The 15,301-nt window shown below is 37.8% G+C and carries 9 protein-coding genes; 6 read left to right on the top strand and 3 right to left on the bottom strand.

Annotated elements, in window-relative coordinates:
• The first annotated feature begins 80 nt into the window (after nt 1-80).
• From PHX18_08130 to PHX18_08120, 3 genes are read left to right on the top strand one after another with little or no spacing between them, the layout of a single operon-like run.
• On the top strand, nt 81-1,298 hold the full coding sequence (locus tag PHX18_08130; protein MDD3594579.1) for an efflux RND transporter periplasmic adaptor subunit: 1,218 nt from the start codon (nt 81-83) through the stop codon (nt 1,296-1,298).
• Nucleotides 1,288-4,392 (top strand): efflux RND transporter permease subunit, encoded by a 3,105-nt coding sequence (locus tag PHX18_08125; protein ID MDD3594578.1) that lies wholly within the window; start codon nt 1,288-1,290, stop codon nt 4,390-4,392. Before PHX18_08130 ends, PHX18_08125 begins: the two co-directional genes overlap by 11 nt.
• 1 nt (nt 4,393) lies before the next feature.
• Nucleotides 4,394-5,977: a TolC family protein gene (locus PHX18_08120; protein ID MDD3594577.1), complete on the top strand. Its 1,584-nt coding sequence runs from the start codon at nt 4,394-4,396 to the stop codon at nt 5,975-5,977.
• Between the two features lie 8 nt (nt 5,978-5,985).
• On the opposite strand, the gene PHX18_08115 is transcribed toward PHX18_08120, so the two are convergent.
• The 3 genes from PHX18_08115 to PHX18_08105 form a co-directional block, all read right to left on the bottom strand.
• The gene (locus tag PHX18_08115) at nt 5,986-7,026 is read right to left on the bottom strand and encodes a DUF475 domain-containing protein (protein ID MDD3594576.1); all 1,041 of its coding nucleotides are present in this window, start codon (nt 7,024-7,026) and stop codon (nt 5,986-5,988) included.
• A gap of 74 nt (nt 7,027-7,100) precedes the next feature.
• Nucleotides 7,101-8,180 (bottom strand): cell envelope integrity protein TolA, encoded by a 1,080-nt coding sequence (locus PHX18_08110; GenBank protein MDD3594575.1) that lies wholly within the window; start codon nt 8,178-8,180, stop codon nt 7,101-7,103.
• Nucleotides 8,181-8,182: 2 nt separating this feature from the next.
• On the bottom strand, nt 8,183-10,195 hold the full coding sequence (locus PHX18_08105) for a tetratricopeptide repeat protein (GenBank protein MDD3594574.1): 2,013 nt from the start codon (nt 10,193-10,195) through the stop codon (nt 8,183-8,185).
• A 114-nt stretch (nt 10,196-10,309) separates the two neighbouring features.
• On the opposite strand from PHX18_08105, the gene PHX18_08100 reads away from it, so the two are divergent.
• The 3 genes from PHX18_08100 (at nt 10,310) to hisIE (ending at nt 15,298) form a co-directional block, all read left to right on the top strand.
• Nucleotides 10,310-12,445, top strand: coding sequence for a polyribonucleotide nucleotidyltransferase (locus tag PHX18_08100; GenBank protein ID MDD3594573.1), 2,136 nt, complete (start codon nt 10,310-10,312; stop codon nt 12,443-12,445).
• A gap of 151 nt (nt 12,446-12,596) precedes the next feature.
• Nucleotides 12,597-14,039, top strand: a complete 1,443-nt coding sequence (locus PHX18_08095) for an aminotransferase class V-fold PLP-dependent enzyme (protein MDD3594572.1) — start codon at nt 12,597-12,599, stop codon at nt 14,037-14,039.
• A gap of 35 nt (nt 14,040-14,074) precedes the next feature.
• The gene (gene hisIE, locus PHX18_08090) at nt 14,075-15,298 is read left to right on the top strand and encodes a bifunctional phosphoribosyl-AMP cyclohydrolase/phosphoribosyl-ATP diphosphatase HisIE (GenBank protein MDD3594571.1); all 1,224 of its coding nucleotides are present in this window, start codon (nt 14,075-14,077) and stop codon (nt 15,296-15,298) included.
• The last annotated feature ends 3 nt before the right edge of the window (nt 15,299-15,301 follow it).

Raw genomic sequence — 15,301 nt, 5'->3', positions numbered from 1 at the left:
ATTTGATTTACAAATTAGTCGATTGTTTTTATTGGTGCTAAAATAAAAAATAAAGAGATTATGCGAGAGGGAAAAATAGAATGTTCGATAAAAAATATATGCTAATTTTGGCAATGTCCTTCGTGGTGTTTGCATCCGGGTGCAATAAGCAAGAACCTGTCAAGAAGATTGCTATAGTTGATGTTAAAACTATAGCAAGAGAAAATATAATAGACTCCATAGAATCAACGGGCAGAATTAATTCTACTTATAGCGTTGATATCGTAGCCAGAATAGACGGCTATCTTCAAAAAAGGTTTTTTAAAGAAGGAGCCGATGTAAAAAAGGGCGCCCTGCTTTTTCAAATAGAGCCTCAAACCTATGCTGCAAGACTTAATGAAGCAGGTGCAAATTTAAGAAATTCTCAGGCATCTTTAAAAAACGCACAAATTAATCTGAAAAGAGCGGCACAATTGGTAAAAGATGATTATATAAGCAAAGCCGAATATGATGAGAAACTGGCGGCAAGAGATATGGACAAAGCTGCTGTAGATTCAAATAGGGCAAGTGTTGTCCAAGCCGGAATTAATTACGGCTACACTAAAATATACTCTCCTATAGACGGTAAAATAGGAAAAATTCTTATTACGGAAGGAAATCTTGTAGGTCCTTCTGTTGGCACATTAGCCACTGTTGTGAGTACTAACCCTATTCAGGTTGATTTTAATTTGAAAAGCAAAGAGTTTTTAGCCGTTAAAAAAGCATCCCAAATGAAAGAATTTGATGATATAAAAGTTAAAATTAAACTTGCCGATGATACTATTTACCCTATACCCGGCAAAATAAAATTTGTAGATAATCAATTAGACCCAAGCACCGGTACTGTTTTGGTTAGGGCTACTTTTGACAATCCCAACAATCTTTTGGTACAGGGTGATTATGTAAAAGTAGTTTGTTATCTGGCACAACCCAGAAATGTTATTACCGTTCCGCAGGAAGCAGTTTTGGAAAGCGCTAAAGGAAAGTACGTTTATACTGTAAATAAAGATAAAAAAGCTGACATTGCATTTATTGAAGTGAGCGATTCTTATGACGGCAACTGGATTGTTACCGGCGGGCTGCAAGAGGGCGATGTTGTTGCGGTTAGGGGTTTGCAGCAGTTGCAGCCTGATATTCCGGTTATTACTTCAGGTGAATTGAAAGCTTCTAAAAAACAGCAGTCTGCAGAGCAGGAATTAGACAGAAGAAAAGATTTTGGTCAAAAAGTTATAACTAAAATAAAGAAAATATTCCAAAAAGGGGCAAAGAATGAACAGTAATTTCTTCATAGCCCGTCCGCGTTTTGCTATTGTTTTATCTATTTTTATAACTTTATTGGGTCTTTTGTCTTTGGGTGCTTTGAAACTTGAAAAATATCCCGACATTACGCCTGTGCAAATTAATGTAACGGCTACATATCCGGGTGCAAGTGCAGATGTTATAGAATCTACCGTCGCCACTGTTGTTGAACAGCAGGTAAACGGTGTAGAAAACATGACGTACATGATGTCTGTTTCAACCGACGGTTCTTATAGTTTAACAATATATTTCGAGGTCGGTACAGATAAAGATATTGCTCTTGTTAAAGTCCAAAACCGTTTACAGCAAGTAATGTCAAGATTACCTGAAGATGTAACCAGGCAGGGTTTAATTGTTAAAAGCAAGGTCAGCGGTTCAGGAGTACTAATCGCGGCCTTAACTTCGCCTGATAACACCTATGATACCTTATATCTGAGTAACTATGCTTCAATATACATAAGAGATGAGCTTCTTCGTGTTCCGGGTGTCGGTGAAGTGAACGTTTTTGGTGCGGGTGATTTCGGGATGAGGATTTGGATGAATCCCGAAAAAATGGCAAGTTTAAATGTAACGCCTACAGATATTATTGCCGCCGTTAAAGCTCAAAATACACAAGTTCCCGCCGGTGCTTTAGGTTTAGAACCTATGGTAGATAAACAAAAGATGCAGTTTACTTTGCGTACAAAAGGCAGACTTGTTGAAGCGGAAGAGTTTGAAAATATTATTATCAAGTCTAATATTGACGGCTCTAATATCAGAATTAAAGATGTTGCAAGGGTGGAACTTGGTTCTCAAAATTATACTTATACCGGACGTGTAAATGGTGCGCCTGCCGCATTAATTCAGGTTATACAGCTTCCTAATGCAAATATTATTGATGTAGCTAAAAATGCCCGTAAACTTTTATCTAAAACATCTGAAACTTTACCCGTGGGTATGGAGTTAAATATTGTAAGAGATGAAACCGAATATATTAAAGAGTCTATGTCAGAAGTATTAAATACAATCTTTGAAGCCTGCATTATCGTGGTTTTCCTTACCTATATATTTATAGGTTCCTTAAGAGCAACGGTTATTCCTATTCTTGCTATTCCTATTTCTTTGATAGGTGCGCTTTCAATACTTCCCGTACTTGGAATGTCAGTGAATACATTAACATTGTTCGCTATGGTTCTGGCGGTCGGGACGGTAGTGGACGATGCTATCGTTGTAATTGAAAATATTGAACGGCACATGGCGGAAGGCAAGGATAAAAGAGAAGCCGCAATTATTTCAATGCAGGAAGTTGGCGGGGCGCTTATTGCAATTGCTCTTGTTTTAATGGCGGTATTTGTGCCGTCTGCTTTTATCCCCGGATTAAGCGGTCTGATGTATAAACAGTTCGCTGTTTGTATTGCTACTTCTATTGCTATTTCGGCAATAGTGGCATTAACTTTGTCTCCTGCAATCAGCGCTGTTATATTAAAAGACCACGAAGCAAAAATAGGTGTTCTGGCTTGGTTTGACAAGAAATTCCAGCAATTTACCGACTTTTATATGCACATAACAAAATTCTTTGTTTACCATAAAAAAATAACAGCATTAACCTTTATCGGTTTATGTTTGTTTGCACTGTTCTTATTCAAAATTATACCAACAGGGTTTCTGCCTGATGAAGACCAGGGGGTATTATTTGCACAGGTAACGCTTCCTGACGGCGCAGCTTTAGCCAGATCTACCAAAGTAGTTGAAAAAGTCGAGAGCATATTAAAACAAACTGAAGGCGTGAAAAGAACAATAGCATTTGTTGGTATTAGCGGTTCTAATACAGCGTTCATTGTTATTCAACTTGAAGAATTTAAAGACAGAAAAAACAAAGATGAGAATGCATTTGCTATGCAATCTGCATTAAATAAAAAGTTTTATACAATGATACCTGAAGCCAGTATTTATTGTATTTCGCCGCCGTCAATTTCCGGTATGAGTATGATGGGCGGGTTTGAGTTTCAAATGCTTAATAAGGGTGAAAATTCTCCCCAACAAATGGCTCAATATGCAAGGCAGCTGATGATAGCCGCTAACCAAGACCCTAGATTAAAGGGTGTGTTTACAACATTCCAAGCCAATTTGCCTCAATATGTAGCCAATGTTGATGTGCAAAAAACTATGGCTCAGGGTGTGTCAATAAGCGATTTATATAATACACTTGCTGCACAATTCGGGAGTTATTATGTTAATGACTTTAACAAATTTGACAGAGTGTTCAGGGTTTATATTCAGGCTGATGATGAATTCAGGGCAAAACCCGATGATTTGCAAAGCTTATACGTCAAAAATAATCATGGCAAAATGGTTCCTATAAATACTATGGTAGAACTTGAACCGATAGTAGGAGCTTTAACTATTAATCGTTTTAACTTATACCGTTCAGTACAGTTTAACGGCAGTCCTAACGAAGGTTACAGTTCAGGTCAGGCAATGAAAGCTATGGAAGAGGTTATTACAAAAACACTTCCTGCCGATATCAGCTATTCATGGTCGGGGCAGTCTGCTCAGGAACTGGAATCTGCAGGTATGACGACTATTGTTATAGCTTTGGCGCTTTTGTTTGTATATTTATTTCTGGTTGCATTATATGAAAGCTGGACTATTCCTGTTGCCGTACTTTTGATTTCGCCGGTGGCAGCTATTGGTGCTTTGGCACTTCAGTATATTACGGGGCAGTCTTTTAACCTGTATTCGCAGGTTGGTATGATTATGCTTATCGGTTTGGCAACAAAACAAGCTATTTTGATTGTGGAATTTGCAAAGGAGCTGCATGAAAGAGACGGGCTTTCTGTAGAAGAAGCTGCTATGCGAGCGGGGCATCTTAGATTTAGGGCTGTAATTATGACATCCGTTGCTTTTATTGTAGGTGTATTACCGTTGGTGTTTGCACATGGTGCAGGTTCTGAAAGCAGGGTAGCTGTTGGTGTTACGGTATTTGGCGGCATGAGTGCGGCTTGTATATTTGGGACTCTCTTGGTTCCCGCTTTTTATGTAATTATTCAATCCACCACAGATAGATTTATGAATAAAGCTAAGAGAGAGGCATAATATGAAAAATAAAATTTTAATAATACTGTTAATTATGACGATGGCTGCTACGCAAGCTGCTTTTATCGGCAAAGCCCAATCTATAGAAGAAACAGGTAATATGCAAATGAAACCCGCTCCTTCCAAAAAAGAGATTAAAGCGCTTGAGAAAAAACTAAAAGCAGAAGAAAAAGCCGAAAAAGAACGGATAAAGTGTGCAAAAAAACAAGAAAAAAAGGTTGAACAGGATGTTAAGATGACCCAAACTCATTTTGTTGATAAAAAACAGGCGGAGCAATTCGGTAATGTCGTAGATAATGTTATTAAGCAGGAAAATATTAGCCCTACAAAGTCGGATGCTAAAGTAGTAGAAGGTTATGTGCAGGAAACCTTTATTTTATCTCTTGATGATTGTATAGCAAAGGCTCTGCAAACAAATCCCATTATACGTTCAGCTTTTAGTAACAGCGAAATTGACAAAACTAAAATAGGTCAGGCCTGGTCTAAATATTTGCCTACTTTTTCTATGACAAACGGCGCAACAAGAAACAGGTTTTTGACAATTAACTTCCCTGTTCCGCAGCAATATTATACTTTTTATAATGCTATTGACGCCAGTACTACGCAGTTGATTTTTGACTTCGGTAAGACAAAGGCAAAGGCAGATGCATCTAAAAAAGTTTATGAAGCGTCTGTTGCTACTTTAAATGAAACCATAAATAACACTATTTATAATGTAAAAGAAGCTTATTATCAGTTGCTTTATTCTATGGAAAAGCAGAATGTTTATTTGGATGCTATTGATGCGTATTCATTGCAATATAAACAGGCATCCGCTTTTTATACAATAGGTACAAAACCTAAAATCGACGTGGTTAATGCAGAATATAATTTAGGTAATGCAAGGTTGGGATATATTAAAGCTTCCAATGAAACCCAGATTGCGTATGCGAAATTAAATAATGCCATGGGTATTCCCAAAGAGGTTGATTATAAACTTCTTGATAAATTAAAAGTGCAGGATTACGTTTGTGATTTTGATTTTTTGGCAAGAGCTGCTTTTGAATCAAGACCCGAGCTTGAGTCTTTCAGAAAAAAAGCTTTGGCCTCAAAACTTAACGTAAGATACAGCAAGAGAGCATTTTATCCTGACATTGAATTTGTAGGTCAAATCCAAGCCGGCGGCGGTACTTCTTTTACTGATGATTACGGGTTTAAAGTGGGCGCTCAAATGGCATACAAGACCACTAATTTTTACCTGCTTAAAAAACAGGTGGATGAAGCAAAAGCCACATATCAAAGAGACTTGGCTGATTTAGCGGTGGAGGAAAACGACCTGTATTTGGAAGTAAGAGAAGCTTATATTAATTTAAAAAATGCAAAAGAAAGTGTTCCTGTTTCTGCTCTTGCCGTTAAAAAAGCAGAGGAGCAGTATAAGTTGGCAAGCGGCAGATATAAAGCCGGAGTCGGTGACGCCATTGAATTTAAAGATGCAGAAAACACCTACAGAAGTGCCAGATTAGATTATTTGAATGCTTTAGTGAACTATAATGTATCAGCAGCGAGTCTTGAAAAAGTAATCGGTTCAAAGCTGGTTGCAAAATAATTTCAAATTTATACGGATTTTTTATCGTTGTGTTTAATGGAAGAAATATAAGCGGCAACGATAAAAACAAGACCAATAAGCCCTGTAATGGCTTCCGGTACGGGTTTTACGGTTGCTATAAGCATGATTACCGCCAAAGCGCCTATTGCCCAGTGTGCGCCGTGTTCTAAATATAAAAATTGTTTTAGTGTCTTTTTCTCTACCATCATAATAGTAAATGAACGGACAAACATTGCCCCTATAGCAAGACCTATTGTGATAATTATTACATCTTTGCTTAGTGCAAAAGCCCCGAGTACGCCGTCTAACGAGAAGGATGCATCTATTAATTCAAGGTACATAAAAGCAATAAAACCCGCCTTAAACGACTGTTTAGGGCAGGTCAGCGCTTCTGTATGATTTGCTTTTTCTTCCATAAATTCACTTAACCCATGGATTACTATGTATAAAATAACTCCCGCCAGACCTGCTAAAATAGCATGCATTCTTTCCGCTTCAGGTACAAAGGATTGTAAAATCGAAATACCAAGCAGTGTGGCAACTGTTTCAATACCGCTAATATGACCGACATGGGATAGTTTTTCTTCGATAGGTTTTAACCAGTGGATTACTTTTTTTTCATTAAAGAAATAGTGAAGAAAGAGCATTAGAAGGAAACTTCCCCCGAAAGTCAATACTGCGATATGACTTAGTTCAAGGTAGTGTTTATATTTATCTACATCGTTTATTGTTATATACATTGTTTCAAGAATGGAAATATTTGCAAACACAGATACAATTATAACCGGAAACACCAATCTCATCCCAAATACCGCAATAACAATCCCCCAGGTTAAGAATCTATGCTGCCATTCAGGGGTCATTTTTTCTAATCTCATAGCATTTACTACGGCATTGTCAAATGATAAGCTGACTTCAAGAATACTCAGTACCGCTACGATAAAAACAGATAACAGCCCGGCGCCCGGCGTCCGGTATTCACCCCATAAATATGCACAAATAATACCTATAATTGTTAATATTATAGAAGATTTATAGTAACGTAACATAAGCCTGCTCTCTTCTTGCTATTCAACCATACAAAAATATTATCTGATATTATAAATATTAAAGCAAGGAAAACTTAGTTTTGTCTGGCGCTTACATTATAGTCAAATGTTAAAATTACATCAGCGTAAGAATTTTTATAACCCGCAGGCAAAGCATTAAACGGCTGGGCTTTTTTTACGGCGGCAATAGCGCTGTTGTCGGTAACAGGGTCTCCTGAAGGAGTTCTGATATTTAAAACCATCAACGAGCCTGATTTTGAAATTCTCAAGAACAAGACAGTTTTCTTATTATTACCGGAGCTTGGCATTGCCCAGTTTCTTACTATTTTTCTTTGGAGTTCTGTTACATAAGGTCTTAAATCAACATCATTGGCATCGTTACCGTATTGATTGGCACTTCCGGGTTTTGGTGTTCCTGCTGTACCGTAATAATAACCGCCGCCGCCTTTTCTTTCTCCTGTCCCCACACTGTCGCCTTTTCCGCTTCCGCCTGCGCCTTCACCGTCAGAGATAACAGAGGTTGAACCCGCTGAAGGTGAGTGGTAGCCTTGTTTGCTTCCCGCGCCAAAACCTACATCGTCGGATATGGTTTTTACTTTTGGCATATTAATTGCAAACGGGCTGGGCATATTTAATATAGGTGCGCTTGAACCCTTTTTAGGGGTTTTTGCAAGCGGGATATTTGCCTGAGAAACAGCTTTGCGTGTGTTTTTTTGAGGAGTTTCATTAACCACGTTGGATGCGGCTGTAATTTTTGACTTTTTTATACTTTTAAGTCCGCCCTCATCATCGCTGTACATTCTTTTATCAGGTCTTGGTCCTGCCAAAGCCCGATTATTTTGAGCCGTAGTTTTTTTTGTGAAAGATTTTTTGACGTTGTATTTTTCAGGGTTAAGCAGTACAAATTCTATATCTCTTATTTTTGCTTTAGGCCGGTCAAAAAGTGATAAATCAAAGCCCAAATACATAAGCAAAATGATAATTGCCTGCAGTATAAAAAAGCCCAGAACAAAAAATAAAATGTGCAAAAAGAATGATATAAACAACGATTTTGTTAATGACATTTTTTCTTTCGATTCTTCCATAAATAGGGATAGACCATGTTTTATGGAAGAAAACGGATTATTTGTTTTTGTAATAAATATTTCGTTCATTTTCATTTTTTTCGTCCGCTCAACTGTTTAATATAGTTTTTTAACTCTGCCGTTCTCTTTTTTATTATGGGGGCATTTTCGTCTTTTGGTGCTAAGGTTAAAAATTTCTCATAATTTTTGATAGCTTCATTATATTTTTTCTCATTATCCAATATTATGCCATACAAATAATAAGAAGAAGGAAATTCTGGTTTTTCTTTTATTATAGCGCCTAATAATTCTTTTGCCTTGGCATTATTTTTGCTCTCCATATAGATTACGGCAAGGTTAAAGTTTGCCGTAATATTTTGAGGGTCTGCCGTCAAGGCATTTTGATAATATTTGACAGCGTTTGCATTATCATTTTTTTCTTTGTAAATATTACCGAGCTTTACCATAACATCTGAGTTATAGGGTTGAGCTTTCAGCACATCCGAGTAGTATACCAGACTCTCATTGTATTTTTTTTCCCCGTAGAAAATATCGGCCATATAACCTTTTGCTATAGTGTTGTTTTCGTCCAGTTCAATTGCTTTAGAAAATTGTTCTTTTGCTTCTTCCTTCATGTCTTTTTGCAGAAGCATTTCACCGTAAACAACTTTTAAATCAGGATTATCAGGCTCTTTTTCAACATTTTCTTTCATATTATTAATAATTTCTTCAGAAGTCTTTGAAGCAAAAACTATATCGGCTAAATTCTGGTAAGCTTGTGCATAATTTACATCAGTGGTGATAGCCTTTTTATAAAGTTCTACCGCCTGTGCATAATTGTTTTGTGAATAAGCTTCCTGCCCTTTTTTTGTATAAGCTTTTGCCAAATCCTGTTTTACCTGGCGGTTGTCTTTTATTTTTAAAGATTTATTCAGGTAAATAATGGAATTATCTGTATCGCTGTTTTGGGAGTAGGCTAAAGCTATGTTGTAAAGCAACGAAGCATCATCAGGCTTGGCTTGCAATGCTTTTAAGTAGTAGTCGATTGCTTTTTCGTAGTCTTTTGCAAGATGGTAGCATCTGCCTATCTCCTGAGTTATATTAGGGTCATCGGGTTTGAGCGCCAGCGCTTTTGTAAAAGCGCTTAAGGCACTATTTACATCATTTTTTGCTTCATAAGCAATTCCTAAATTATAATAGGCATCAGAATTATTGGGCATATCTCTTAAATAAGCTACATAAAATTCTATGGCATCGTCGTAATTTTTTTCATCAAAAAGCAGGTTGGCGAGGTCAAATTTTGCATTAACAAAACGAGGGTCCATCATAATTGCTTCTTTATAATATTTTATTGCTGACTGTTTGTTATCGACAGCCTGATATGCCTGAGCCAGATATAACCTGCTAAGAGCATTTTCAGGTTCTTTTTCGCAGGCTGATTTTAGGATAGTTACGGCTTTTTTGTAGTTGCCGTCCATTAAAAAAGCTCTGCCGTAATTCGTCCAATCATCAAAATCAGCAGGATGATTTTTAATAAGCTGTTCATACTCTTTTATTGCTCCCTGAGGAAGGTTTGCGTTCAGATACGTTGTGGCAATATTTTTGTGAGCAATTATATGCTCGGGATAGGTATTTAAAAATATTTTATAATTTTCTATAGCCGCCTGATAATTACCTAAAGAATTTTGTACTATTGCAATATTAAAGTAATTATATTTATAGTCAGGGGCAAGTTCCAGTGCTTTTTTGTACGCAGCGTAAGCATTTTCATACTCGTTTAGTTCCTGGTAAATGTTGCCTATGCTTGTGTATATAGAGCTGTCATTCGGAGTGTATCTTAAAGCCGTCTTATAATTTTCCAGGGCTTCGCGTTTTTCTCCAAGCTCAACCTGCACTCCCGCAAGTTTGATATACAGAATTGATTCAACAGGGTCTATGTTAACGGCTTTTTCATACTGGGTTTTTGCACCTTCATAGTCTTTTATTTGATATAGTTTATTGCCGTTTTGATAATATTTAAAAGCTTTCTTTGACATTGCATCAGCGCTTGAATTAACATGGAATGCTATCAGCAGCGCCAGAAATAATATAGAATACTTTCTCATGGCTCTCTCTTACTTTTCTTGCTCTTGAGTTTAATTGTACCAAAATAAAAACTTTTTGACGATTTGTAAACTTTTTGTTGTATACTATAAGTTGACAATGTAGAGGAAAAAATTATGAATGAAAATGTAAAATCTTGCAGATTTGAAATCGGCGGCAAAGAAGTTGTCGTTGAAACAGGAAAGTTGGCTAAGCAAGCCAGCGGAGCAGTGACTATAAGGGTCGGAGATACTTTGTTATTGGTAACAGCTACAGTTAGCGAAAACCCAAGACCGGGTATAGATTTCTTCCCGTTAACAGTTGATTATGAAGAAAAAATGTCTGCGGTAGGCAAAATTCCCGGCGGATTTTTAAGAAAAGAGGGCAGACCCGGTGATAAAGCTATTTTAGCAAGCAGATTAATAGACAGACCTATCAGACCTTTATTCCCTAAAGGCTTTAGGAACGATGTTCAGATAACAGCACAGGTGTTTAGTTCAGACCAATCCGAACAACCTGATGTATTGGCAATATTAGCGGCTTCTTTCGCTTTATCGTTGAGCGGAGCCCCTTTTGAAGGACCTATCGGCGCAGCAAGAATAGGAAGAATTGACGGTAATATGGTTGTTAACCCTACTTACAACCAGGTTGATAAAAGCGATATGAATATCGTGATAGCAGGAACGGAAGATTCTGTTATTATGGTTGAAGCAGGGCTCGATTTTGTATCGGAAGATGATATTATGGCTGCTGTTGATTTAGCTCAGGCAGAAATTAAAAAACAGGTTGCAATGCAAAAGCAATTTATGCAGGAATGCGGCAAAGCTCCCGTTGAGTTTGTAAACCCTTATGATACAACAGAGCTGGCTGAATTTATTTCAAACTTGGCTTATGATATAGTTTCTGATGCATATCATAACTTTGATAATGATTACAGACGCAATAAGCTTAAAGAAGCAAAAGAACTTGTGGCTGCTAAATTGGAAGAGCTGCCTGAAGAACATTCAATTAAAGTTTTCATCGCTTCAAGTCCGTTGGATTTTGTTTCGGAAGAATTTAAATCTTTAGAAAAGAAAATAATGCGCAAAATGATTACCGATGAAGGTACAAGAGCTGACGGCAGAAATCCGCAGGAAGTTCGTCCTATCTGGGTTGAAGTTGGTGTTCTTCCAAGAGCGCACGGAAGTGCGGTTTTCACAAGAGGTCAAACCCAGGTACTTTCCGTATGTACGGTGGCAGGTCCGAGTATGGCACAAGAGCTTGACGGCATTGACCCTCAAACTAAAAAGAGATATATGCACAGCTACGCTTTCCCGGGCTATTCCGTAGGTGAAGCTAAGCCTCTTAGAGGTGCCGGCAGAAGAGAAATCGGGCACGGCGCGCTGGCTGAAAGAGCCATTATCCCTTCTCTTCCTTCAGAAGAAGAATGCGGTTATGCAATAAGAGTTACGTCTGATGTTATTGAATCTAACGGTTCAACAAGTATGGCAAGTACTTGCGGAAGTTCCTTAGCGCTTATGGACGCTGGTATTCCCGTTAAGACTATGATTGGCGGAGTGGCTATGGGTCTTATTCAGGAATCATCAAAAATTACTGTGTTGACAGATATTCAAGGCATTGAAGACTTCTTAGGCGATATGGACTTCAAAGTTACAGGCAACGAAACAGGAATTACCGCTCTTCAAATGGATATGAAGATAAAAGGTATTTCAAGAGAAACCTTAACCAATGCCCTTTATCAGGCAAAAGACGGCAGACTGCATATTTTGAGTAAAATGAAAGAAGTTATATCGGCTCCAAGAGAAGAAATGTCTGATTGGGCGCCAAAAATTATGACGTTCAAAATCCCTGTTGACTGCATAGGCGGTGTAATAGGACCCGGCGGTAAGACCATCAGGAATATTATTGACAGCTCAGGTGCTACTATTGATATAGTTGATGACGGCACAGTTACAATTACAAGTGTGGACCAGGAAGGAGCTAATATAGCAAAATCAATGGTTGATGCTTTGGCATTGAAATTAGTTCCCGGATTGGTTTCAAAAGGTGTGGTAACAAGGATACTTCCTATCGGTGCGATTGTTGAAATTGCCCCGGGTAAAGACGGTATGGTTCACATTTCTCAAATTGCACAAGAAAGAGTAAATCAAGTTGAAGATTATATTAAACTTGGCGATAGAGTAATTGTTAAAGTTACCGAAGTCGACGACAGAGGTCGTACAAAAATGACTATCAAAGGTGTAACCGATGAAGAAAAAGCAGCTTTAGGCTAGTTTTTAAATAAAAATAAAAGAAACGTCCGATTTTAAAAAACGGGCGTTTTTTTATGTGAAATAATAATTTACAATGCAAAAAAAATAATAGCAATTTATTGCAATTTATGCTTTTATATAATTATTAAATTATTTTTAGGAGGCTCCATGTTTGGAAGAAGATATTGTAAAGTCCCTTAGCGTAGAGGGAATAATAACAGAAAAAATAGAAACACCGTTGGTTGATGCGTTGGAATATATCCAAAATCATCCTATGGTGCAGTTTCATATCCCGGGTCATACAAAAGGTGCCGGTTTATATAAAAGATTCAAAGAAATAGTAGACAAGGGAGCATGCTTCTTAGATACGACTGATGAATTTAATAACATAGGAACATTGCACCCTGCTACAGGTTCTGTGCAAAAATCCCAGGAATTATGCGCGGAAGCATTGGGCGGCGCACACTCGTATTTTCTTTTGAACGGCTCGTCTGTGGGTAATTTTGCGTTGGCTCTTACATGTACAAAGCCTGACTCCAAGGTTATAATCGGCAGAAACTGCCACCGTTCTGTTATTACAGGGCTGGTGATGACCGGCGCTCAGCCTTTATGGTTAACCCCTCAAAAGCATGAAAACTGGAGCGTCTGGGGCGGTGTAAATCCGTCTGATGTAGAAAAAACTTTACGTGAAAATAATGACGTTTCAATGGTTTGGGTAACAAGTCCGACTTATGAAGGTATTGTCAGCGATGTTGAAGCTATTGCCCAAGTTTGCAGGAAGTACAATGTAACTTTTGTAGTTGATGAGGCACATGGGGCTTTGTGGAATTTTAGTGATAATATGCCGCAAGGCGCGCTTCATCTCGGCGCTGATGCGGTTGTGCATTCTATGCACAAAACTGCCGGAAGCTTTTCGCAAAGTTCTGTTTTAACCCTATCCCATAATTCAAGAATAAACCCTAAGGTTATTGAAAATAACTTAAGGCTGCTCCATACAACAAGCCCTTCCGTTTTGCTTTTAGCCAGTTTGGATGCGGCAAGAGCCTATCTTTCAAGCTTGGAAGGCAAAGACGCAATTGAAAATGCCGTTAAAAATGCAAATTATATAAAAAATGAACTGAAAAATGTTCCTAAAGTTCGTGTTTTGACAAAAGAAGACGGATTTCTTTTAGAACCGGCAAGGGTTTATTTAATGCTGGAAGATTTATGCGGAAGACGGTTGGAAAATATTCTCAAAATTGAATACAACATAGAAATTGAAGCTTCCACCGATAACGGAATTTTAGCGCTTTCCAATATAGGCGGGAGTTTTGAAGATGCACTTTATTTTGTAAAAGCTGTAAAAGAAATAGCTGCAAAAGAGCATTCGGATATTTCATATTTGGAGGATTATAAATTCATGCCTCTTCTTGAGCCTGAAATTGTGATGACTCCGAGAGAAGCATTCTATAAAGAGTTTGAAATGGTTGATACACCAGACTGTGTAGGAAGAATTTCCGCTGATTTGATAGCGGAATGCCCGCCGGGTATTTTTGTATTAGCTCCCGGCGAATTAATTAGTAATAAACATTTACCTTACTTGGCGAACTATAAATCTATAAAGGTGTTAAAATAATTATAGTCAGTTACATGCTTTTGAGGTAATTTATTATGATTATTCCCAGTATTGATATTATGGATGGTAAGGCCGTTCAGTTAAGACAAGGTGCAGACAAGGTTATAGAAAAAGATAATGTCTTTGAACTTGCCGAATATTTTTCACGTTTCGGTGAAATAGCAATAATCGACTTGGATGCTGCCATGGGCAAGGGCGATAACCTTGACCTTATTAAACAGTTGATAAAAAAATACCCTGCAAGAGTTGGCGGAGGGATAAGAACCCATGAAAAAGCTTTGGATTTAATTGCTTCCGGCGCTAAAAGAATTATTATAGGCACAGCAGCATGCGAAAATCTGCTCAGCCAGCTGCCAAAAGAAAGGCTTATAGTTGCAATTGATACAAAAAACGGCAAAGTTGTTACAGAAGGTTGGATGAAAACTACCGAGTTTAAACCCGAAGAATACGTCAATCGTTTCAATAACTTTTGTTCGGGATATTTGTACACCATAGTTGAAAAAGAAGGCATGATGTCCGGTACGGATGTTGATGCCATACGAAAAATAAGGGAATTAACAGAACATGATTTGACTGCTGCAGGCGGGATTTGTGCTATCGATGAGATAAAACTGCTTGATGAAATAGGCGCCAACTCTCAACTTGGAATGTGTATTTATAACGGTTCCTTGGATTTAAAAGAAGCTTTTGCAAATTTGCTAGATTTTGAGAAAACTCCGCTTATGCCGACAATAGTTCAAGATTTATACTCTAAGCAAGTACTTATGCTTGCATATTCCAATGCAGAGTCATTGAAAAAGTCTTTTGAAGACGGGTTGGCAACTTACTATTCACGTTCAAGAGAAGAGCTTTGGACAAAAGGTGAAACTTCGGGAAATACCCAAAGACTCGTTAATGTGAAATATGACTGCGACAAAGACGCCTTGCTTTTCACCGTAGAACAAAAGGGGGTTGCCTGCCATACGGGTGCGTATTCCTGTTTCGGAGAAAGAGAATTTGTCATACATGACCTTGTCGCCGTGCTTGAAGATAGACTAAAAGACTTGCCGGAAGGTTCTTTTACAACAAAATTATTTAACGATGAATTTTATTTGAAACGTAAGATTATGGAAGAAGCTTTTGAAGTTGTAAGCTTTAAAGAAGGGGACGGTTTGCCTTGGGAAATGGCAGATTTAACTTATTTCTTACTTGCCTTTATGGTAAAAAATAACGTTGATATTAACGATGTGTTAGCTAATTTGGCATCAAGGAGAAAATAGTTT

The sequence above is a fragment of the Candidatus Gastranaerophilales bacterium genome (assembly GCA_028696075.1).
GTDB lineage: Bacteria > Cyanobacteriota > Vampirovibrionia > Gastranaerophilales > JAILCC01 > JAQVHS01.
Note: the sequence above shows the minus strand (reverse complement) of the source record. Positions and strands in the feature narration are given on the sequence as shown.